Source organism: Paracoccus caeni, assembly GCF_016629665.1.
In the GTDB taxonomy this organism is placed as follows: domain Bacteria; phylum Pseudomonadota; class Alphaproteobacteria; order Rhodobacterales; family Rhodobacteraceae; genus Paracoccus; species Paracoccus caeni.
This window is the reverse complement of sequence record NZ_JAEPRQ010000003.1, coordinates 489,664-511,545: the sequence shown is the minus strand read 5'-3', so window position 1 is coordinate 511,545 and position 21,882 is coordinate 489,664. Positions and strand designations below refer to the sequence as shown.

Sequence of the window (21,882 nt, the reverse complement as noted above, 5' to 3'; positions counted from 1 at the left end):
AGAATGACCGTCGCACCAGCGGTAACATCGATTTCCGCGCGGATGGAGCCGGGCGACTGGGCACAGTTGATCCTGCTTTCGGTCCTCTGGGGCGGGTCGTTTTTCTTCATCGCCATCGCGGTGACCGGCCTGCCGGTGCTGACCATCGTTGCGGTCAGGCTGATGATTGCGGCGCTGGTCCTGTGGTTGATCGTGCTGGCGACCGGCAGAAAGGCCGTGCGCGATCCGCGCGCATGGGCCGCAATGGCGGTGATGGGGCTGCTGAACAATGTCATCCCCTTTTCGCTGATCGTCTTCGGCCAGACCCAGATTCCTTCTGGACTGGCCTCGATCCTGAACGCCACCACGCCGCTTTGGACTGTGATCGTGTCGGCGGCGTTCCTGCCGGATGAGGGGGCAAGCCTGCGCATGCTGGCCGGGGTCGTCGTCGGCCTTGGCGGGGTTGCGGTGATGATCGGGCTGGACAGCCTGACCGGGCTTGGCCATGCGATCCTGCCGCAACTGGCGATCCTTGGGGCGACGGTTTCCTATGCCTTCGCAGGCACCTTTGGCCGCAGGTTCCGGCGCATGGGGATCGATCCGATCGTGGCGGCGACTGGCACCGTTACCTGTTCGGCGCTGATGTTGGCGCCGGTGGCGCTGGCCGTTGACGGTTTGCCTGCCGCCGATGTGGCGATGCCGGTGTGGATGGCGCTGCTGGCGCTTGGGGTGATCAGCACGGGACTGGCCTATGTGCTGTATTTCCGGCTGCTCGACCGAGTGGGTGCCACCAATATCTCACTGGTCACCTTCCTCGTTCCCGTATCCGCGATCATTCTGGGCTGGATGATCCTGAACGAAAGCCTTGGGCTGGCCCATCTTTTTGGCATGGCGGTGATCGCGGCAGGGCTGGCGCTGATCGACGGTCGGCTGCTGGAGCGGCGGCGATAAGCATGGCGGGCACCAACCCCGCAAGGCAAGAGGCGCTGCGCGGTCATGCGGCGATGCTGCTGTTCTCGGCACTGGTCGCGGGGTCGTTCTCGCTGGGCGCAAGGGCCGCGAACCTGATCGATCCGACGGCGATCACCGTGGCGCGCTTTGTGGTGGCGGCGGGCGTTCTGGCGGGGTTCGTCATCGTCAGCCGCAAAGGGCGTCCGGCGGCGCTGCTGATCCAGCCATGGCGCTATCTGCTGCTTGGCGCAGCCTTCGCGGGCTATTTCGTGCTGATGTTCGAGGGGCTGAAAACCGCGGCGCCGGTTTCTGCCAGTGCGGTCTTTACACTGACGCCGCTGATGTCGGCGGGCTTCGGCTGGCTGCTGCTGCGCCAAAGGATGACACTGGATATCGCCGTTGCGTTGGCGCTTGGCGCGCTTGGCGCAACCTGGGTCATCTTTCGCGGCGATCTTGAGGCACTTGCGCGGTTCCAGATCGGCCGGGGCGAGGCGATCTATCTGCTGGGCTGCGTGCTGCATGCGCTTTACACGCCGCTGGTGCGCCGCCTGAACCGGGACGAAGGACCGCTGGTGTCAAGTCTTGGGACATTGGTTGCGGGCGGGATGCTAACGGCGGTCTGGGGATGGCAGGCAATCGGCGCGACCGCTTGGACCAGCCTGCCCGCAATCGTCTGGATCACCATCTTCTATCTGGGCATCTTTGCCAGCGCGGGCACGACCATGCTGGTGCAATATTCGGCGCTGCGGCTGCCGTCGGCCAAGGTCATGGCCTATACCTATCTGACCCCGGTATGGGTCATTGTGCTGGAAGCAATCGCCGGGCAAGGACTGCCCGGCGCAACGGTGCTGATTGGCGTGCTGGCCACGGTGGCCGCGCTCGCCATTCTATTGAAGGCGGACTAACCGCGACCTCAGCTCAGATGTTTGCTCAGCCGCGCCCAAAAGCCCTTTTGCGCATCCACCCGCACCGGATGGCCGGTCAGTATACGACCACCCGCATCGATGGTGACCGAGCCGTCGAAGAACCTGCGCAGGATCGGCCCCTGAGCCATGCCGGTGCTGCCAACGCGGATCGTTGCGAACGGTCCTTCCGGGCGGTCATCGGATTCGAGGATCAGATAAACCGGGTCTGCGGTCGGATTTGCCAGCGCAAGGCCGGTCAGAAAATTCGGGGTCATGTCGATCTCCCTCTGTCAACATGGGCCGCCCCGAATTCCTTGCCTGTCGCGTGGCATTCGAAGCGGCGATAGGTTTATTATCGACAAAGTCTGTCGTGATTATCAAGCAAAATCCGCCCCAGACGGGAGAAGATAGTTCCATATTCCAGCCGGTCCGCAGAATAATTATGCTGCCGTCGACGGCCTCGGAAACCATCACAAAGGGCAAAATAGCCTGCACGTCGCTGGCGCGCTTTTCTTCGCCTCACGTCCCCGTTAGGTTCCGCGCGAAAGACGAAATGAGGAATCTTCGTGGCGCATATCATCGTTGTGGGGAACGAGAAGGGCGGATCGGGCAAGTCCACCACCTCGATGCATGTGGCGACTGCACTGGCCCGCATGGGGTATCGCGTCGGCGGTCTGGATCTGGACGTGCGCCAGCGGACATTCGGCCGCTATCTGGAGAATCGCTTTGCCTATGTGAAGCGCGAAAATCTGGACCTGCCCTCGCCGATCCTTGGGGTTCTGGGCGATGGAAACGACCCTCTGACCCCTGCCCTGACCCAGCTTGAGGCGGAATGCGATTTTATCCTGCTGGACTGCCCCGGTTCGCATACCAAGCTGAGCCAGATGGCGCATACGCTGGCCGATACCTTGATCACGCCGATGAACGACAGCTTCATCGATTTCGACCTGCTGGCCCGGATGTCGCCCGAGGGTAAGGTGCTTGGCCCCTCAATCTATGCCGAGATGGTCTGGGCCGCGCGGCAGATGCGGGCGCAGGCCGGGGCCGGGCCGATCGACTGGCTGGTGCTGCGGAACCGTCTGGGCACGCAGGCCATGCACAACAAACGCAAGGTCGGCACCGCGCTTGAACAATTGTCGAAGCGGATCGGCTTTCGCGTTGCGGCAGGCTTTTCGGAACGGGTGATCTTTCGCGAACTGTTTCCGCGCGGGCTGACGCTGTTGGACCTGCGCGATATCGGGACCGAGCAATTGTCGATGTCCAACATCGCCGCGCGGCAGGAATTGCGCGATCTGATCAGCGAGCTAAACTTACCTAACGTCAGCATAACATTCTAGGCAGCGGGTCGCGCATCGCATGCTGGACGATTGTTGATGCACCCGTGAGCGGGTAAGGTCGCGCCGATTTCGCATGGAGATTAATCCATTGATGCGCGTGCTCTTTCCGCTGCTCGTCGCTGCCGGTCTGTCATCTGCGGCCTTGGCCGACGAGGCCGAATCCTCGACGGAAACCGCCCGCAATCTGCCCGCCGTGTCGGTCGTCGAAGCAACCCGGGCAGAGGTTTTTGCGCGTGTTCCGGTCTCCGGCTCGCTGGTCGCGCGGCAGCAGGTGCAGGTCTTTCCGCAGGTCTCGGGCTATGAGATCACCGAAATTCTGGTCGAGGCAGGCGATACGGTTGAAAAGGGACAGGTTCTGGCCCGGCTTGCGACCGATACGCTGGATGCGCAGCTTGAACAGGCGCGGGCCGAATATGCGCGGGCCGAGGCGGGCGTGGGTCAGGCGCGCAGCAATATCGACAGCGCGCAGGCCAGTCTGACACAGGCCACCACCGCGCTGGAACGGGTGCAGCGGCTGCGGCAAAGCGGCAATGCCTCGCAGGCAGTGCTGGATCAGGCGGTCGCGGATGAGGCCAATGCCCGCGCGCAGGCCGCCTCGGCCGGCGACGGGCTGGCCGTGGCGCAGGCGGCGCTTGGGCAGGCACAGGCGGCACGGCGGATCGCGGAACTGAACCGGGACCGCGCCGCGATCATTGCGCCGGTCGGCGGCGTCATCTCGGCCCGCACGGCAGAGCTTGGCGCGATGGCCGGGGGCGGCACCGATCCGCTGTTCACCCTGATCGAAAATGGCGAGATCGAGTTTTCCGCCGAAGTCATCGAAACCGCCCTGCCCGAGCTTGCAACCGGCGCTCCGGCGACGGTCAGCATTGCCGGTCTGGGCGAGATCAGCGGTCAGGTGCGCCTGATCCCGGCAGCGGTCGATCAGGTCAGCCGTCTGGGGCTGATGCGGATTTCGTTGGAACAGAAGCCGGGGCTTCGGCCCGGCCTGTTCGGCAATGGCTGGATCACCACCGCCCAGCGTCAGGCGGTGACGGTGCCGATGGCTGCCGTCCTGACCGATGCCGATGGCGAGCGGGTTCAGGTGGTCGTCGATGGCCAAATCGAAAGCCGCGAGGTTCGGGCCGGGTTGCTATGGGAAGGCCGCCGGGAAATCGTCGAGGGTGTCAACGAGGGAGAAACCGTTTTGGCGCGCGCCGGAGCGTTCTTCAGCGATGGCGACCAGATCCGGGTGATCGATGAGGACAGGTCCCAGGAACCCGACGACGCCGAGGCCGCCGCAACCGCAGAAACCGCTGGCGCTGTCGGGCAGGCGGATCAGCCATGAACTTTTCGACCTGGTCCATCCGTCACCCGGTTCCGCCAATCGCGCTGTTTCTGGTGTTGGTTGTGGTCGGGCTTTACAGCTTCATGCGCCTGCCGGTCACGGCGATGCCGAATATCGACTTGCCCATCGTGCAGGTGACCATCGACCAGCCGGGTGCCGCGCCGTCTGAACTGACAACGCAGGTGATCCAGCCGGTCGAGGATAGCATCGCCTCGATCACCGGGGTCCGGCACATTTCTTCGACGGCAACGGATTCGCTGGCGACGATCACCGTCGAATTCGAGCTTGAGACGGACAGCGACCGGGCGGTCAACGATGTGAAGGATGCGGTGGCGACGGTGCGGTCGCAATTGCCCGAAAGCATCAGCGAGCCCTTGGTGCAGCGGCTGGATGTCGCGGGCTTTCCGATCCTGACATATGCGGTCAGCGACCCGACGCAATCCATCGAGTCACTGTCGAAATTCGTCGATGATGTGGTGTCGCGGGAACTGTCCACGGTCGATGGAGTCGCAAAAAGCCCCCGCATCGGCGGCGCAGCGCGTGAGATCAAGGTAGAGCTGAACCCCGACCGACTGCTGGCCCATGGCCTGACGGCGGCAGAAGTCTCAAGCCAGCTTCGCGCCAAGAATATCGACATGGGCGGCGGTCGCGGCGATCTGGCGGGGGTCGAGTTTTCCATCCGCACGCTGGGCGCCGCGAACAGCGTGGCGCGTTTGGCGCTGACCCCGATCGCGCTGGCCGACGGCCGGACGATTGCGCTGAACCAGTTGGGAGAGGTGATCGATGGCCCCGCAGATGAGCGCAGCTTTGCGCTGATGAACGGCCAGCCGGTCGTGGCCTTCGCCATCTCGCGGACCACTGGCGCCTCGGATCTGGCGACCGGCGACGGGGTCAAGGCGCGGCTAGATGAATTGCGCGCGCGTTATCCGAATATCGAGATTTCGCTGATCGACGATGCCACCACCTATACCTCGGCCAGCTATCATAGCGCGATGGAAACGCTTTATGAAGGCGCGGCTTTGGCGGTGATCGTGGTGTTCCTGTTCCTTCGCAACTGGCGGGCGACGTTGGTGGCTGCGGTGGCTCTGCCGCTGTCGATCATCCCGACCTTCTTCGTCATGCACATGATGGGTTTCACCCTGAACGGGGTCAGCCTGTTGGGGATCACGCTGGTCACCGGCATTCTGGTCGATGACGCCATCGTCGAGATCGAGAACATCGTCCGCCATATCGGCATGGGCGCCCCGCCCTACGAGGCCAGCGAGGAAGCCGCAAACGAGATCGGTCTGACTGTCATTGCGATCAGCCTGTCGATTGTCGCGGTCTTTGCGCCGGTCAGCTTCATGGGTGGCATTGCCGGGCAGTATTTCAAGCAGTTCGGGCTGACGGTCGCGGTCTCGGTGTTGTTCTCGCTTCTGGTCGCGCGGATCATCACGCCGATGATGGCCGCCTATTTCATGCGCGGCACCGTGCACGAGGCCGACAAGAAAGACGGCTTCATCATGCGCGGCCTGATGTCGGTCCTGCGCTGGACGATGCGGCATCGCGGCCTGACCCTTCTGGGCGGGATCTTGGTCTTCGCCTTGTCGATCTTTTCCTCGACCCTGCTTCCGACCGAATTCATCCCCTCGGAAGACGTGGGCCGCAGCCAGATCGAGGTGGAATTGCCCCCAGGCTCAACCATCGGCGACACGGAAACCGCTATTCGGATGCTGACGGCCCGTGTGGATGAGACGGAAGAGACGCGCTCGGTCTTTGCCTATAGCGACGGCAGCGACGTGACCAAGGCGCGGATGATGATCAACTACGGCAAGAAGCACGAACGGGAACGTTCGCAATTCGTGCTGGAGGAAGAGCTGAAAGAGCGGCTGTCGGCGATCCCCGACATGCGGATCAACTTCCAGAACGAGGCCGGGGTCAACGACCTGACCATCAACGTCCTGAGTGCGACCGAAGACGGTGCCGCCACCGGCGCGGCGCGGTTGAAGAAAGCGATGGAGGGGCTGCCGACGCTGGAAGGGGTCAGTTCATCGGCGAACCTTCAGCGCCCCGAGGTGCAAATCCATCCCAAGATGGACCTTGCCGCGCAGCTTGGCGTGACGGCCAGCGCCCTTGCCACGACCCTGCGGGTGGCGACTTTGGGCGATGTCGAATCGAACCTTGCCAAATTCAATGCGGGCGATGAGCAGATCCCCATCGTCGTGCGCCTGAACGAGGCGGCGCGGGCCGATCTGATGACCATCCAGAACCTGCGCATACCAAGCTCTGCCGGGCAGGTGCCGCTGGCCTCGGTCGCGGATGTGACCCTCTCGGCAGGTGCGACCGAGATTTCGCGCTATGACCGGCAATTCCAGACGACTGTTGCCGCGAACCTTGCCGAGGGCGCGCTGCTGGGCCCGGTCAGCGCCGATGTGGCGAAGCTGCAAGAGACGATCGAGATGCCGCCCGGCACGGTGATTCAGCCCTCGGGCGACGCCGAGATCATGGGCGAGGTGTTCGAGGCTTTCGGCACCGCGATGGGCGCCGGGGTGCTGCTGGTCTATGTGGTTCTGGTGCTGCTGTTCCACAATTTCGTGACGCCGGTGACGATCCTTCTGTCGCTGCCACTGGCCATCGGCGGGGCGATTCTGGCGCTGTTCTTCACCGGCAACTCGATCAGCATGGCGGTGGTGATCGGCTTTTTGATGCTGATGGGGATCGTGACCAAGAACTCGATCATGTTGGTGGAGTTCGCGCTGTCGGCAATGGAAGAAGGCACGCCCAAGCGCGAGGCGATCCTTGACGCCGTCCACAAGCGCGCCCGCCCCATCGTCATGACCACCATCGCGATGAGCGCGGGCATGGTGCCCTCGGCGCTGGCGACCGGCGAAGGTGGCGAATTCCGCGCACCGATGGCGATCGCAGTGATTGGCGGGCTTCTGTTGTCAACGGTGCTATCGCTGGTCTTCGTTCCGGCGCTGTTCTCGGTGATCCACGGCGGACAGCGGCGGATCTTCGGAGCGATTGGGCGGCGGATCGGGCTGAACGCGCCGAGACAGGCGGAGATGTAGGGGGCGTCCCGGATGAGGGACGTTTAACTCTGGCCGGATCGGCGAGGCGCTACGCGCTCTAGGCTGAGGCCCGACCCGGCGGCATACAATTTGCATGGAAGCGCAAGGTTCTCTGCAGCCTCACGACCTACGAATACATCTGCAAAATCTGGACGTTCGTGCCGGACAGCTTCATCCTGAAACCGAACCACCAGATGCCGGGACCGAACACTCACCGATGTCCACCGTATGAGATGGCTACAGGAAATTTGGCGGTGGCGAGTAGCCCACTGCACGGCTGCCCGCTTTGGGGCCGCCTAGCGCCTTTTGTTAGACTCGAATAACGGTAGCTGCAGGCCGAATGTCTCGGTCAACGATGCGCCAGATACTCGGCTGAGACGTATCCTGAGATAGTGGGCCGATCGGTCAGCGAGACCATGCACCAGACCTTACCGTTATTCGGCAAGCAGCTCTGGCGGGTGAGCCGCGTCCCGTCGGGCAGGCCGATTATGATGTTGTGGTCGAGGCCCGGGCCGTCCCGAAGCTTCAAGAGATCATCTGGCCCGACACCTTTGACCACCGCACCGGAACCGACCGCGCATCCGGCAACGATCATGACGGCGAAAAGAGCAGTAATATGAGTTCGCATTGTCTCACCTGAATCGTTTTACCATCACTACGACACCATCAAGCCGAATGACAGCAGGCGAGAGCTGGTTGGACTGCTCTGTCCCATTTCAGGTCTCTGTCACCCTCCGATCCGAGCATCCCGAGTGACTGCGCGGTGACCGCGGACATCTTCGGATAAGATGACAAGATATCAGGCAGTTCCGTTTTTCATCCAGTCTTTGGCCCATTCCGGCAAAGGCTCGTTTCCACGAAATGGTTGGTCCAGATAGTCAAGAAGTTCGGATTTGCTGGCCCAGGTATTCCGTCGCCAATCAACTGGAACCGGAATATCTCGCGGATAGAGCGAGCACAGCTGTCCCTGCGACCGCGCGGATCTGATGTGCCTGTCGATCACAAGAGCAATCCTCTCTCCGGCGCCCCATGCACCCTGTCCAAGCTGCATGCTGTCAACAAACATCGGAATGTTGAAACCAAGATGCAGGATGTCAACGATGACCGGGATGCTCAGTGGAAAAGTTTCTGCCGGTTCCGGATTTCCTCCTCGATAAACTATCCAGTAGCCGGTCAAACGACGTCGGACAGCGAAGGAAAAAATGGTGTTGTAGGTTGCGCCCAACTGTGGGCGGGAAGAGGCGTTCATTAAATTTGAAATAGTATTTATATAGTCTCCACAGAAGAGAAATGCGCCATCATAGTCAAGATCGACCGGATTGCCATGAAGCGCTTCAGACAGATAATCAGCCGCCAACGCGGCATCATAGGGGTGATCAAGTGCATAAACTGCCATCTCCCTCGCGTGCTGACGCTGCCGATCAAGCATTGGCACATAAAGCCCTTCACCGCTTTGTATCGACTCGCGAAGAAAAACCAACATCTGCCATAGCCCGCCATTGGCAGATACACCTACCTCGGTGCGCCACTCACCAAACTCGGCAATCAGCCTGAGAATATCTGCATCAGTTATTTTTTGTTCGTCGGCCTGCATCTTTATACATCACTTTCTGCATCAAGAACTACACCGCCATTTGCGAATATGACCTAGCTACGCATCATATCCTTTACCCAGTTCGGCAAAGGCTGATCGCCCGAAAATTCTAAATCTAGAAATATTTCGTTCCGAGCCCAGCCATTGCTGCGCCAATCGACGGGAACCGGCACATCTGGTGGAGTGAGCGAGCAAAGTTGACCTTGCGAAGCAGGCGACCGAATGTGCTTACTGATGCACGCAACAATGTCGGCGCCTTCCCCCCAAGCACCTTGCCCGAACTGCATACTATCGACATACATGGGCAAATTAAATCCGACAAAGAGGATATCGTTGATGATGGGGCACTCTAGTTCCCCGATATGCCCCTGCTTGCCCTGCCTGTAAACGGACCAATAGTTGACAAGCCGCAATAAAAGATAAGGGCCGAATATAGAATTGTAGTGTGCCACAAGATAAGTTCCTGGAATTTTTGCGGTGGACTCAAAATAATCTCCGCAAATCAGAAAAACACCATCATAATCCAATTTTGCGATATCACCATGCAATCGTTCCGAAAGATAATCGGCGGCGATCGTCGCGTCGAAAGGAGCAGATCCGGACAATTTAGCAAGTTCCATTGCTTTTTCCCGTTGCCGATCCAATATTCTCGAATAAAGCGGTTTTCCATTTTCAATAGAATTTCGTAAAAACGACAGCATCTGCCACAGGCCGGCATTGGATGATATTTTCGTTGTCGATTGCCAAGCTTCAAATTGTTCGATCAGGTGCAGAATATCTGCGTCTGTCAACGGTCCATCAAACATCTCTTCTGTCATCTTGCGCCTTCTGCATCGGGAGCTGCCCGGCCATCCAGATGCCAATGTTCACGGTCATCACCTTCCCGCACCTGCTTCACTATACGACCCTCTTTGAGGGCCTGCACATAGTGTGCATTTCCCGAAAAATTTCTCAAATTCATTACATCTTCAATTTTATCTGCCATCTGAGGTTTATATTAAATCGGAACATACCATTGAATGACATCCCAGCCTTTATGACCTACACTGTTTGGCCCGTGGACACTCCAATTGTCGATGATTTCGTCGCCATATACTAGGAAGGCGATGCCCGGCCTTTAGTTGACATCGATCATCGCTAACCCAATCGACTGGATTAAGGCTCGCTTCGTTTAGTGTAGCAAGTCCCCCAGTCGGATCATGATATGCGCCGAAATACGGGGAACCGTCGCCGCGCCAGTTGGGAATCGTATCGGGAGGTGGATACTTGGCGATACGCATAGGACGCTCGAGAGTCATGCCTGTGGTCATCGTCCCGTCCGTTCCGAACTTGGCCCAATATGCGCCCAATATGCGCCCAATATGCGCCCAATAATGCTCCGGAAGCTTTGATCTATGCAATCGTTGCCCTTGTGCTCGCCGCCAGTTCGACCGTCCCCGCTGGTAGGCTATCCATAATTTCGTCGTAGCCCTGATCGCGCTCGAGGAGGCGTCCGGTCGCTGCGCCGCCGCATTGTCCGGCATCGTCGGTCGGATTCGTTGTCCCCTGACACCCTGTGACCCAAGCACTCTGCGTGACCGCGGGCAATCTTCGGAACTGGTCGCAAAATTTCGAAGGGCACCCAAGAAAACGCTCGAGTGCCGCATGAATAAAAAGAAAGGGAGAAGAATGGTGGGTGATAACGGATTTGAACCGCTGACATCTTCGATGTGAACGAAGCGCTCTACCACTGAGCTAATCACCCGTGGAGGCAGCGTTTAGCAGCAAGCCATACGGGCCGCAAGTCCAAGATACCGTATTCATTTCGCGATCGGCAGACGGGGCGCCAACATGAAAAGGGCGCCCGAGATGATGGGCGCCCCTTGCTTTTCACGTGTTATTTGGCCACCTCATTCGCCGCTTTGCTGCGGATGTCAGCGCGGCGGCGGCGGAGGCGAAGTGTGATCACGTCGCCGCCGCGAGGGTTCTTCTGGATGCTCACGCGACCACGTCCAAGTGGCGGCACCGCCAGCGTTTCGCCTGCCGAAAGCGCACGGCCAAGTTCGTCCAAGGTGGCCTCGATGATCGGACGAACATCGGCCTTGGCAGCGCCCGTTGCGGCAAGTACTCGGTCAACGAAGGCCCGTTTTTGGACAACCCGCGCGCGATGCGGCACTTTCGGAGCTTTCGTCTGGGTAGCGCTGAATTGCTGAGTCATAAACCGTCCCCGTAATTGAGAAAAAATAAACTGAATGGTCGGGAAAGTTTACGTAAGGTCATTAACTGGTTCAACCCTGCAAAACAGCAAAAAAGGCCGAACCGGCGGATTTCCGGTTCGGCCTGACAGGTTTTTTCCAGTCCAACGGACTGATCAGTGGGCGACAGCGCTCCCGCCAGAGGATTCCTGGCGTGCAGCGACTCGCGCGGCTTCGGCTGCCTCTTCCGCAGCCTCGTCCCATTCGACCGGCTCGGGCATCCGAACCAGCGCCTGTTTCAGGACCTCGCGGACATTGCTGACCGGAATGATCGTCAGCCCGGTCTTCACGTTGTCCGGGATCTCGGCCAGATCCTTTTCGTTATCGGCCGGGATCAGCACGGTTTTGATCCCGCCACGCAAAGCCGCCAGCAGCTTTTCCTTCAAGCCACCAATGGCCAGCACATTGCCGCGCAAGGTGACTTCGCCGGTCATGGCGACATCCTTGCGGACCGGAATCCCGGTCATCACCGACACGACCGAGGTGACCATCGCAACCCCCGCGGACGGGCCGTCCTTGGGCGTTGCGCCTTCGGGGACGTGAACGTGGATGTCGCGCCGGTCGAATTCCGGGGGTTTCACCCCGATTTCCGGCGAGATCGAGCGAACGAAGCTTGACGCCGCGTCGATCGATTCCTTCATCACGTCGCCCAGTTTCCCGGTCGTCTTCATCCGGCCCTTGCCCGGCAACCGCAGGGCTTCGATCTGCAACAGATCCCCACCAACCGAGGTCCATGCCAGACCCGTCACCACGCCGACCTGATCCTCTTTCTCGGCCAGACCATAGCGGTGGCGGCGAACGCCCAGATATTCCTCGGCCTTCGCGGCATCGACCGTTACCGATTTCACCTCGCCCTTGAGGATCTCGGTCACGGCTTTCCGGGCCAGCTTGGCGATCTCACGCTCCAGCGACCGCACCCCGGCTTCGCGGGTATAGTAGCGGACGATCTGCGTCAGCGCGTCGTCGGTTACCTCGAATTCGCCTTTGCGCAGCCCGTTCGCCTTGGTCTGCTTGGACAACAGATGCTGGCGCGCGATCTCGCGCTTTTCGTCTTCGGTGTAGCCCGACAGGCTGATGATCTCCATCCGGTCCAGAAGCGGTCCCGGCATGTTGTAGCTGTTGGCCGTGGTCACGAACATCACGTTCGACAGATCGTATTCCACCTCAAGATAGTGGTCCACGAAGGTCGAGTTCTGTTCGGGATCCAGCACCTCGAGCATGGCCGAGGCCGGGTCGCCGCGGAAGTCCTGACCCATCTTGTCGATCTCATCCAGAAGGATAAGCGGGTTGGTGGTCTTGGCCTTCTTCAGCGCCTGGATGATCTTGCCGGGCATCGAGCCGATATAGGTCCGGCGGTGACCCCGGATTTCGGATTCGTCGCGCACGCCGCCAAGGCTGATGCGGATGAATTCGCGACCCGTCGCCTTTGCGACCGACCGGCCAAGCGAGGTTTTCCCCACGCCCGGAGGCCCGACAAGGCACAGGATCGGACCCCGCAGCTTCTGACTGCGCGATTGCACGGCCAGATATTCCACGATCCGTTCCTTGACCTTTTCCAGACCATAGTGATCGGCGTCCAGAACCTTCTCGGCCGCGACCAGATCCTTGCGGGTGCGCGACTTCACGCCCCAAGGCAGCGCCAGAAGCCAGTCAAGATAGTTGCGGCTGACCGTAGCTTCGGCCGACATCGGCGACATCGACTTCAGCTTCTTAAGCTCGGCTTCGGCCTTTTCACGGGCTTCCTTGCTGAACTTGGTCTTGGCGATCTTTTGCTCCAGCTCGTCGATCTCATTCTGACCGTCCTCGCCATCGCCCAGCTCCTTCTGAATGGCCTTCATCTGCTCATTCAGATAGTATTCGCGCTGCGTCTTCTCCATCTGGGTCTTGACGCGCGACTTGATCTTCTTCTCGACCTGCAGGACCGACATTTCGCCCTGCATGTGGGAATAGATCTTCTCCAACCGCTCGGCCACGTCCAGCGTGTCCAGCAGATCCTGCTTGCGGTCCAGATCGATACCCATGTGACCCGCGACCAGATCGGCCAGCTTGCCGGGCTCTTTCGCTTCGGCAACAGCGGTCACGACCTCTTCGGGGATGTTCTTGCGAACCTTCACATACCGTTCGAATTCTTCGGCAACGGTGCGCACCAGCGCGGTCGAGGTCGCCTCATCGCCCGGCGTTTCGGCCAGAACGATGGCCGCAGCCTCGAAATGGTCGTCATTAGGGACAAATCCGGTGATCTGCACACGCTCGCGGCCTTCGACCAGCACCTTCACGGTGCCATCCGGCAGCTTCAACAATTGCAGCACATTGGCCAGAACGCCGGTCCGGTAGATGCCGTCCTCGGTCGGTTCATCAACCGATGCGTCCTTTTGCGCGGCCAGAAGAATCGGGCTGTCCGATTCCATGACCGTCTCCAGCGCGCGGACCGATTTTTCGCGGCCCACGAACAGCGGCACGATCATGTGGGGGAAAACCACAATGTCGCGCAGCGGCAGCACCGGATAGGTCTGAGAAGCAAATTCGTTCATGCTATGCATTCCTTTCCTGCCCGAAGTCGTGGCCCCGACATGGCAACACACGACCCCTGCTTTGCGACAATCTAAGTCCGCAGCAAGCCGCATTCAATATGACAGGATGATTACGCCCTATTTCTGCCGCAGCCGGGCCGCCGCAGGATAAATCCTGCTGGTCCTGCCTATCGCGGAATGACGATTTCGGCCCGAAGCCCGCCCAGACGTTCGCCCCGGCCCAGCCGCAATTGCCCGCCATGTCCCCTTGCCACATCGGCGGCAATGGCCAGACCAAGGCCGGCCCCCTGCCCGCTATTGCGATTGCGGGCGGGATCCAGCCGGGTAAATGGGCGCATGGCCGCCTCAAGACTATCCCGAGGGATGCCCGGCCCGTTATCCTCGACCCCGATCCGCAGGCTGCGCGGCCCCAGAGTGGCGTCGATCTCGACTTCGGTGCCGTAGCGGGTGGCGTTGCCGATCAGATTCTCCAATGCACGTCGCAACATATCGCGCCGGAAAGTCGCCTGACCCTCAGTATCGCCATCGATCCGCGACAGCACGACATGCTGCCCCGCCCGCTGCGCGCCTGAAACGACTGATTGCAGGAACTCAGCAGGCTTGACGGGCTCGGGCGGGCTGTCCTGCGCATCGTCGCGGGCATATTCCAGAAATGCGTCCACCATCCGGTTCATCTCTGCGATATCCGCGTCCATGGCGGCGATGTCCTCATCGTCAGGCGGCATTTCAGGAGACATCATCGACACGGCCAGCCGCATCCGCGTCAAAGGCGTGCGCAGGTCGTGGCTGATCCCCGACAGCATCATCTTGCGCTGCTCGTTCTGGCGTTCCAGCCGATTCCGCATGTCCAGAAACGCCGTTCCTGCGCTGCGAACCTCGATCGCGCCGGAGGGGCGATAGGGCACCATGCGACCCTTGCCATAGGCTTCTGCCGCATTCGCCAGCCGCCGGATCGGCCTAAGCTGATTTCGCAGGAATATCGTGGCGATCCCGGTCATCAGCAGCGAAGTGAACACCATCAGCACCAGCAACTGATGCGGGTTCGAGGCGCTGACCCGCCGACGGTCGAAAGTGACCGAATAGGGGCCAAAGCGGCTATCCATGGTGATCGCGACGCGCTTGTCATCGGTGGCCAGATCAACGGCGGATATCTGAGGCAAACTTGCGCGCAATTCCTCGATCACCACCCGTCCCGAAAAATCATCGAAATTCCGCTGATCCTCGGCGCCAGTGGTGGCAGGGAAATCCAGCGTCAGTTCCAGCGGAATGGCGACGGCCTGACCGGCTGTTTCAGCGTCCTGTTCGCTTGGGGAATGGTCCACCAGTTGCGCGACGAAGACCAATTCGCGGGCCATGCTGGCGGTCATCTGCCGCGTCACGCCTTCAAAGTGGCGCTGCAGGAACATGACGCTGACGACCAGCGTGACCACCACGATTGGCAGAAACAGGATCAGCGCAGCCCGCCCGTAAAGCCCGCGCGGGAACAGCCCTTTCAACCTGCCTGCTTCGTTCTGGTTCGCCATGGACACCCGCCCTTTCGGCGTTAGGCTAGCCAGATGAGCACGAATACGAAAGAGCCCCTGCGAATCCTTGCGCCGAACCCGTCGCCTCTGACCGGGCCGGGCACCACCACCTTTCTGATCGGCCAGCGTCAGGTTGCGGTGATCGACCCCGGCCCTGCCGATCCGGACCATCTGGCAGCCATCGTCGAAGCCGCACGCGGCCGCATTAGCCATATTTTCGTGACCCACGCCCATCTGGACCATAGCGCAGGCGCACCCGCTCTGGCGCGACTGACCGGCGCGCCGATATTGGCCTTTGGCGATGCAATGGCGGGACGCTCGCCCAGCATGCAGGCGCTGGCTGCCTTGGGCGAGGTCGGGGGCGGCGAGGGGCTCGACATCTCCTTCCAGCCCGATCTGCGATTGAGCGACGATCAGGTGATCGAAACCCCGGAATGGTCGCTGCGCGCCTTGCACACGCCGGGCCATTCTGGCGGGCATCTGTGTTTTCAGTGGCAAGACAATATCTTCTGCGGCGATATCGTGATGGCTTGGTCCTCGACGATCATCTCGCCCCCCGACGGCGATCTGGCCGATTATCTGCGATCACTGAGCAGGCTGGACCAGATCGGCGCAACCCGGCTGCTGCCCGCCCACGGCGCGGCCATAGACACTCCCGCCACCCGAATCGCCGAACTGGCCACCCATCGCCGCCAGCGAACCGCACAGATCCTGTCGACACTTCGCCAGTCCGGCCCGGCAAACGCCGCCGCTATTGCCCACCAAATCTACGTGGTTCCCGCCCCGCTGATGCCTGCAGCAACCCGCAATGTGCTGGCCCATCTGATCGCGCTGAACGATCTGGGCGCGGTCACGCCAACCAGCCATCTGGCGGCGGACAGCGCCTTCGCATTGACGTGAAAAAATCGTCACGAACCCACTGGACGCCCCCGAACCACCTTGCTATATCCGCCCCGTGTTCCGGCGTAGCTCAGCGGTAGAGCAGTTGACTGTTAATCAATTGGTCGTAGGTTCGATCCCTACCGCCGGAGCCAGTTTTTCTGGCATAACACCATGAAATCCACAGATAAAATCTGATTTCAAAAGGCGCGGCGGCCTACTTTATGGCCTACTTCAGTTCGGGAATCAGCATGGCTGTATAACATTCGGCACTGGGCTTTTTTCTAAGAATTCGTACTTCAATTTTGCCTTCTTTACCCAGCCGTCCCCTGCTATTGATCCAGATCAACTGCGAATTTTCAGGGTAGCTTTGCGCACCTTAAGATACGCTCGCAAACAGAACGTCCACAACGCGCTTGTGTAAAGCGCGTCATTTAACCGAGCTTCCTGCGATGGGTCGCGTGACGCTCCAACTCTTCCAGTATAATTATTCGGCCCATTCCAGACAATCAAGGTTTGCTCGGATCTTCGAGCCGCAGAGGCGGTCGCCGCGAGACGGGACCGATGTCATTCTGTTGAATAGTCTGATCCGAGCTATCAGGATCCATGGAAACGGGGTGCAGCACAGCCGGGCGCGCAACCATTACGAGTTGCCGGATAGAAGGTTTTAGGGCAGTGTCTAGTCATAAGGCCAAGAGAGTCGTGTTGAATGTCAAACCCTTACGAAATTGCTCCCAATTGCGTTCTAACTAGACTCACCGAATCGAATGAAAGCTTGGAGAGCTATTGCGCGGGCTTCGAACTATCCGAGTGGCGTTGCTCTGGGCTCGCTGACAATCTGATAGAGTGGATTATTGACTACGCTCTAAAATCTGACGAACTTCGCAACACAAACCATACCAACTCCTTTGTTCGCCTCAAGCAGGCAGCTTCCAGAGTTTACACCAGTGAAAAATATGAACGGCGCGGCGAGGTAGGCGAGATTGCTGCTCATGCTGTTTGCCGAACCTTTTTCAATACAATACCCGTCGCGGCTAGAGTTAACTATTTGAGTGCGTCAAACGATCCGGTAAAGGCATTTGACCTAGTTCATATGCGGTATGTCGGAGTTGACGACATAGAGCTTTGGTTGGGCGAAGCGAAGTTTTTCAAAGACCGGAATGACGCGATTAAGGATGCAATCACGTCCATCAAGGGGCATATCACTGCAGGTTTCCTGAGGAACGAGAAGTTACTGCTTGGCCCACAGGTATCAGACGACATTCCACACAGCGCAAAGATCAAAAAACTTCTGTCTGCGGAGGTTTCTTTAGACGATCTAATTAAGAATGCAGTTTTCCCCGTTTTGATCGCGGCGAATAGCGATGCAACAGCGCGCCACGTGTCGGCAAGCGATAACTACAGCGCGGAAGTGGATGTCGAGATGAAAATCCTTTGGGATAAATTGAAGGCATCCGGGTTGACTGAAAAAATAAGACTCAAACTTATTTATGTCCCGTTGGGTAACAAGGATACACTCAACAAAGCCTTCGATGATCGCCTTAAAGCGCTACAAATTGGATAAGGGGTAACATGCCCGTTCTGGATATTAACTGGAATAAACTAAGTGCGCTTTCTGGATCCGATTTGAAGCGCGAAACGTTTCGAGTGCTGCAAGCTGCATCCTTCGCCATTCAGTCAACCGACACCGATGACCCAAACTTGCTTGAGGTTGTTCCCAGACTTGCTGATCTCTTAGACGCCCACCCAGAAGAACTCCTAAGTTATCGACCCCTAGTAAGTTCTTTGGCCCGTTCAACAGGGCTGTGGAACTACATCGAAACGGAGTGGGCAGACGAGACAGACGCACTTATCGCTGAAGCTGTAACTGCTCCAGAATTAGGAGGGGTAACGTTTCACCGCGAACAAATCAAGGCTCTCGATACGTTACTCGCGGGCAGAAATCTCATTTTGAGCGCCCCAACGAGTTTCGGAAAGAGTCTGCTGATCGACGCTCTACTATCGACTGATCGTTATCGTCGTGTGGCTGTTGTACTTCCTACGATTGCGCTACTCGATGAATTCAGAAGGCGGTTTCGGGATCGTTTTTCAGAAAAGTTCAAACTAGTGATGCATCAGAGCGAAATATCGACGGATGATCCGACCATTTTTCTTGGGACCCAAGAACGACTGATATATCGAGAAGACTTGGGAAATTTGGACCTCACCGTTGTTGACGAGTTTTACAAACTTGATCCCGACAGGCGTGACGAGCGAAGCATAACACTTAACGCTGCAGTCTACCGTTTGCTTAAACGGTCAAAGCAGTTCTTCTTTCTTGGCCCCAATATCGACACGATATCTGTTGCGCCAGATTCCCGCTGGAACTTTGAATTTTTGAGAACTCGATTTTCTACGGTTGCGGTTGAGACCCTCGACCTCCGAGCTGTATCGAACAAACGCGACCGTCTGATCGCAGAAGTTGGAGAAGATAGAAATTGGCCCGCCTTGGTGTTCATCTCGTCACCGGGTAAGGCCAACAAACTTGCAATCGAGCTTTCTGAAAAGATGGCCGTGTCGGAAGACACAAGCGACTTCGCTGTTTGGTTGAAAAGCAATATAGGGCAAAATAATTTCCTGTCTTTGGCAGTCTACTATGGGTTTGGTGTTCATCATGGCCGCATTCCGAGAGCAATTGCTGCGCAAATGGTTCGCCTCTTCAATCAAGGCAAGCTGCCCGTATTGCTTTGCACGTCAACGCTCATCGAAGGCGTAAACACGGCTGCAAAGACAGTCATGATCTTTGACAAAACGATTAATCGTGACTCTTATGACTTTTTCACGTACTCAAATATCAAAGGGCGCGCCGGGCGTCTCGGACAGCATCACGTCGGCCAAGTTATGGTCTTCAATGATATCCCTGAACAGACAGAACTGGATGTCAGTCCGACATTGTTTTCAGACGACGACAAGCTGCCTGACGAGTACATCGTACATATCGATAAACCTGATAGGTCAAAGCGGTCAGATGACAGATTTCGTTACTACCGGGACAGGTTAGGTCTTGAGGGCGACGAGCTTAAACTTGCGTCTTCAATCGGTTTGGAAACGGCCATAGCAATAAAAGATCGGGTAATCCGTTCTCTGGAAGAGAGCGACATATTGATTTGGCAAAACTGGCCAAGATGGCCCGAAATTCTCGAAGTCTGTGAGGTATTTTGCTCTCAACAGAAAGTCGGTTCTTTTGGAGCGTTCAATACCAGACAGCTTGCTACACTTATCGACAAACTTCGAAAGGCAGAAGACCTAAAAAGTTTCCTGCTGAGGCAAGATCAAAGCTACAGGGGGCAACCCGAAAGCCAAGACAATATCTTCAAATTCTTGCGGGCTTGCGAGTATGGTTTGCCACAAAACTTTGCTCTGGTTGAGCTATTTGTCCGCCAGTCCTCGGCACAGGCCGACTACAGTCTTTTTTTAGGTAGCATTGGCAGCTGGTTTCAGCCTGAAATTCTCAAGGAATTGGATGAGGAAGGGATACCGATTCAAATTTCGCAGGCGTTCTACGTTGACGGTGACACCAAGACAACCTTGAGGAACCGCTTGTACAAAGCCATTCTGAATCCGAAAGGGGCGTTATCAGAATTTGAGCGCGAGTGGTTGCGGCAAGCTTTGTAAAGGTGGGTTGGCTAAAAGCATAGGCCGTTGGCGGCCCGGTGCTTGGTATCGCAGCAACGGTCCGCTTCCTGCCCACTGATACCCGTATCTCAACCGCGCCATGAGGCATCCACCAACCTTTGTTGCATCAACAAGCAAAAATCTTAAATCTCTCATTACTGCGCAGCAAATTCAGCGTCTTGTCGCGTTTGCCTTCGATCTGACCGGCAACCTTCGCCCCGTAATCCCCGCGTGTGTCAAACGGCAGCAGAAACATCAGGTCGCCGTTGGTCGCTATGCGGACAGCTTCCTTCTGCGCGTACCCGGTCCAGCTTCCTAGGTCTGCATCTGTTCGAGTAGAGTCGAATACCCTGATCTCTATAGCGTCTGGGGTGTTCTTCACCACAAACTGCCCTTCGAGACACGCCTGATGGGCAGCGAACTCAAGGCGGGTTATTAGCTGCTGGGTGTCTTCTTGGCTTGTGTGCCATGGTATGAATATGAAGCCATGACAGTGCACCTGCGTGCGATCTCGGTCAGCCCCGCTGTACTTACTGCCGTTCACATCTACGAAGGACGCAAGTCCCGTGTAGGATGCGCTGCGGCGCTTTATCCCCTTCTTGAAGAAAAATGATTCAGCTGTATCGAACAGAGTTCGACACAGCGGCGGGTGCACCGCCATGCTGGTTAGATGTACTGTGAAGATGATACATCTCTGGTCTAACCCTGTGGTCGCTGACATGCCTGATTAAGCTGCTGCAAGCACTTCATCTACCAGATCATATTTCCACATTCGCTCTCCTGTAATTTTATCATTATAAAACATAATTTTATCCTTTTAATATGGTTGAACCATCCCCCGGAAAACGGGCGATTTGGTGATCGAGGTGTCGAGAAAAGCATTCAGGCTCAAGTTCACCCTGCGGCTCCCTCATCTTGCCTTCCTGCTACTGCCTTAGGAGGAAGCCTACGAACTGGTCGTCATCGCCAATGCTGCTGTCTAGTGGCGACAGTTTCTGCTCGCGAAGTTCATTCGTAATCATAATGATTATGGCACTGGTGACGGAGATGTTCGCGTCACGGCAGTGCTTTTTCAATTGTCGCTTCAAACCTTCAGGCAAGCGGATATGTAAATCATCCATTACTCACCTCTTTGTTTACACTTATTTATTTATATCGCGTGTTCATCTCCTGACCAAGCATTAGCAAATTTCTTCGACTTTTTTTCTGGCCCAGTCGCAGCTGCTGTCGAACTAGACCTTGCCCGTGCTGGACCGCTGGTCAGTGCGGAGATTATGTCCAAATAGAATTGTCTTGACGAAAATATACACTCGTATATTTATGTCTAAGAATCATGTTAGACAGATCGGTGCCAGAATGATTGTCGGCTATGCGCGAACTTCCACTCTTGACCAAGTCGCTGGGATTGAAGCCCAAGAACGAGATCTACTGGCGGCTGGCTGCGAGAAGGTGTTTCGCGAGCAGGTGTCATCGGTAGATGTAAGGCAGCGAGATCAACTTACACTTGCGCTCGACTTCCTTCGTGAAGGTGACACACTCGTAGTCACCAAGCTTGACCGCCTCGCGCGTTCAGTTGCCCACATGCATGAGATCTTGCAGCATATCACCGCCAAGAGCGCAGCATTGAAGATCGTTAGTATGGGCATCGACACGAGTACTCCCACCGGCAAGCTGATGCTGAACGTCCTCGGCGGTGTCGCAGAATTTGAACGCGAGATCATGCTTGAGAGACAGCGCGAGGGAATTGCCAAGGCAAAGCGTGATGGCAAATACAAGGGTCGGGTTCCTACAGCCCAGCGCAAAGCCAAGGAGGTCAAGGCGCTGATGGCAGAGGGTGTGGGAGCTTCGGAAATTGCGAAGCGAGTCGGCATAAGCCGGGCTAGCGTCTACAATATCCTTAAGCTCTAAATATACAGCATTT

General features: G+C 57.7%; 19 protein-coding genes, 2 tRNA genes and 1 pseudogene. 11 read left to right on the top strand and 11 right to left on the bottom strand.

Annotation, left to right across the window (positions count from 1 at the left end):
• The first annotated feature begins 3 nt into the window (after positions 1 to 3).
• Positions 4 to 930 carry a DMT family transporter gene (locus JJJ17_RS12000; RefSeq protein WP_200686666.1) on the top strand — a complete coding sequence of 309 codons (927 nt, stop codon included), beginning with the start codon at positions 4 to 6 and terminating at the stop codon, positions 928 to 930.
• A 2-nt stretch (positions 931 to 932) separates the two neighbouring features.
• Positions 933 to 1,835, top strand: a complete 903-nt coding sequence (locus JJJ17_RS11995) for a DMT family transporter (RefSeq protein WP_234464042.1) — start codon at positions 933 to 935, stop codon at positions 1,833 to 1,835.
• Between the two features lie 8 nt (positions 1,836 to 1,843).
• Here JJJ17_RS11995 and JJJ17_RS11990 read toward each other — a convergent pair whose 3' ends face one another.
• The gene (locus JJJ17_RS11990; RefSeq protein WP_200686664.1) at positions 1,844 to 2,110 is read right to left on the bottom strand and encodes a hypothetical protein; all 267 of its coding nucleotides are present in this window, start codon (positions 2,108 to 2,110) and stop codon (positions 1,844 to 1,846) included.
• 291 nt (positions 2,111 to 2,401) lie between these two features.
• Here JJJ17_RS11990 and JJJ17_RS11985 point away from each other — a divergent pair, with 291 nt between their 5' ends.
• From JJJ17_RS11985 to JJJ17_RS20720, 4 genes and pseudogenes are all read left to right on the top strand, one after another.
• Entirely contained in the window at positions 2,402 to 3,172 is a 771-nt protein-coding gene (locus JJJ17_RS11985; RefSeq protein ID WP_200686662.1) for a division plane positioning ATPase MipZ, read from the top strand.
• A 91-nt stretch (positions 3,173 to 3,263) separates the two neighbouring features.
• Complete coding sequence (locus JJJ17_RS11980; protein ID WP_234464041.1) at positions 3,264 to 4,496, top strand: efflux RND transporter periplasmic adaptor subunit; 1,233 nt, start codon at positions 3,264 to 3,266, stop codon at positions 4,494 to 4,496.
• Positions 4,493 to 7,546, top strand: coding sequence for an efflux RND transporter permease subunit (locus JJJ17_RS11975; protein WP_200686658.1), 3,054 nt, complete (start codon positions 4,493 to 4,495; stop codon positions 7,544 to 7,546). Before JJJ17_RS11980 ends, JJJ17_RS11975 begins: the two co-directional genes overlap by 4 nt.
• A 110-nt stretch (positions 7,547 to 7,656) precedes the next feature.
• A pseudogene (locus JJJ17_RS20720) lies at positions 7,657 to 7,758 on the top strand (IS481 family transposase); the annotation flags it as partial.
• Positions 7,759 to 7,895: 137 nt separating this feature from the next.
• On the opposite strand, the gene JJJ17_RS11970 reads toward JJJ17_RS20720, so the two are convergent.
• The 8 genes from JJJ17_RS11970 to JJJ17_RS11935 form a co-directional block, all read right to left on the bottom strand.
• Positions 7,896 to 8,174 carry an SH3 domain-containing protein gene (locus JJJ17_RS11970; RefSeq protein WP_200686655.1) on the bottom strand — a complete coding sequence of 93 codons (279 nt, stop codon included), beginning with the start codon at positions 8,172 to 8,174 and terminating at the stop codon, positions 7,896 to 7,898.
• Positions 8,175 to 8,345: 171 nt separating this feature from the next.
• Entirely contained in the window at positions 8,346 to 9,140 is a 795-nt protein-coding gene (locus JJJ17_RS11965) for a hypothetical protein (RefSeq protein WP_200686653.1), read from the bottom strand.
• Positions 9,141 to 9,193: 53 nt separating this feature from the next.
• The gene (locus JJJ17_RS11960; RefSeq protein ID WP_200686651.1) at positions 9,194 to 9,958 is read right to left on the bottom strand and encodes a hypothetical protein; all 765 of its coding nucleotides are present in this window, start codon (positions 9,956 to 9,958) and stop codon (positions 9,194 to 9,196) included.
• Complete coding sequence (locus JJJ17_RS11955) at positions 9,955 to 10,125, bottom strand: hypothetical protein (RefSeq protein WP_200686649.1); 171 nt, start codon at positions 10,123 to 10,125, stop codon at positions 9,955 to 9,957. Before JJJ17_RS11955 ends, JJJ17_RS11960 begins: the two co-directional genes overlap by 4 nt.
• A 684-nt stretch (positions 10,126 to 10,809) precedes the next feature.
• A tRNA-Val gene (locus JJJ17_RS11950) sits at positions 10,810 to 10,884 on the bottom strand.
• A gap of 132 nt (positions 10,885 to 11,016) precedes the next feature.
• On the bottom strand, positions 11,017 to 11,337 hold the full coding sequence (locus tag JJJ17_RS11945) for a DNA-binding protein (protein ID WP_200686648.1): 321 nt from the start codon (positions 11,335 to 11,337) through the stop codon (positions 11,017 to 11,019).
• A gap of 153 nt (positions 11,338 to 11,490) precedes the next feature.
• Positions 11,491 to 13,905, bottom strand: a complete 2,415-nt coding sequence (lon, locus tag JJJ17_RS11940; RefSeq protein ID WP_200686646.1) for an endopeptidase La — start codon at positions 13,903 to 13,905, stop codon at positions 11,491 to 11,493.
• A gap of 167 nt (positions 13,906 to 14,072) precedes the next feature.
• Positions 14,073 to 15,428 carry an ATP-binding protein gene (locus JJJ17_RS11935; RefSeq protein ID WP_200686644.1) on the bottom strand — a complete coding sequence of 452 codons (1,356 nt, stop codon included), beginning with the start codon at positions 15,426 to 15,428 and terminating at the stop codon, positions 14,073 to 14,075.
• Positions 15,429 to 15,461: 33 nt separating this feature from the next.
• On the opposite strand from JJJ17_RS11935, the gene JJJ17_RS11930 reads away from it, so the two are divergent.
• The 4 genes from JJJ17_RS11930 (at position 15,462) to JJJ17_RS11915 (ending at position 19,961) form a co-directional block, all read left to right on the top strand.
• The gene (locus JJJ17_RS11930) at positions 15,462 to 16,328 is read left to right on the top strand and encodes an MBL fold metallo-hydrolase (protein ID WP_200686642.1); all 867 of its coding nucleotides are present in this window, start codon (positions 15,462 to 15,464) and stop codon (positions 16,326 to 16,328) included.
• A 59-nt stretch (positions 16,329 to 16,387) separates the two neighbouring features.
• A tRNA-Asn gene (locus JJJ17_RS11925) sits at positions 16,388 to 16,462 on the top strand.
• A gap of 554 nt (positions 16,463 to 17,016) precedes the next feature.
• Complete coding sequence (locus tag JJJ17_RS11920) at positions 17,017 to 17,871, top strand: HamA C-terminal domain-containing protein (RefSeq protein WP_200686640.1); 855 nt, start codon at positions 17,017 to 17,019, stop codon at positions 17,869 to 17,871.
• 8 nt (positions 17,872 to 17,879) lie between these two features.
• Positions 17,880 to 19,961 (top strand): DEAD/DEAH box helicase, encoded by a 2,082-nt coding sequence (locus tag JJJ17_RS11915; protein ID WP_200686638.1) that lies wholly within the window; start codon positions 17,880 to 17,882, stop codon positions 19,959 to 19,961.
• 127 nt (positions 19,962 to 20,088) lie between these two features.
• Here JJJ17_RS11915 and JJJ17_RS11910 read toward each other — a convergent pair whose 3' ends face one another.
• Together JJJ17_RS11910 and JJJ17_RS11905 are read right to left on the bottom strand one after the other, a co-directional pair.
• A complete protein-coding gene (locus JJJ17_RS11910; protein WP_200686636.1) occupies positions 20,089 to 20,682 on the bottom strand; it encodes a hypothetical protein in 594 nt (197 codons plus the stop codon).
• Positions 20,683 to 20,887: 205 nt separating this feature from the next.
• Positions 20,888 to 21,082: a hypothetical protein gene (locus tag JJJ17_RS11905; protein ID WP_200686634.1), complete on the bottom strand. Its 195-nt coding sequence runs from the start codon at positions 21,080 to 21,082 to the stop codon at positions 20,888 to 20,890.
• Between the two features lie 235 nt (positions 21,083 to 21,317).
• On the opposite strand from JJJ17_RS11905, the gene JJJ17_RS11900 reads away from it, so the two are divergent.
• Positions 21,318 to 21,869, top strand: coding sequence for a recombinase family protein (locus JJJ17_RS11900; RefSeq protein ID WP_200686632.1), 552 nt, complete (start codon positions 21,318 to 21,320; stop codon positions 21,867 to 21,869).
• Positions 21,870 to 21,882: the final 13 nt, after the last annotated feature.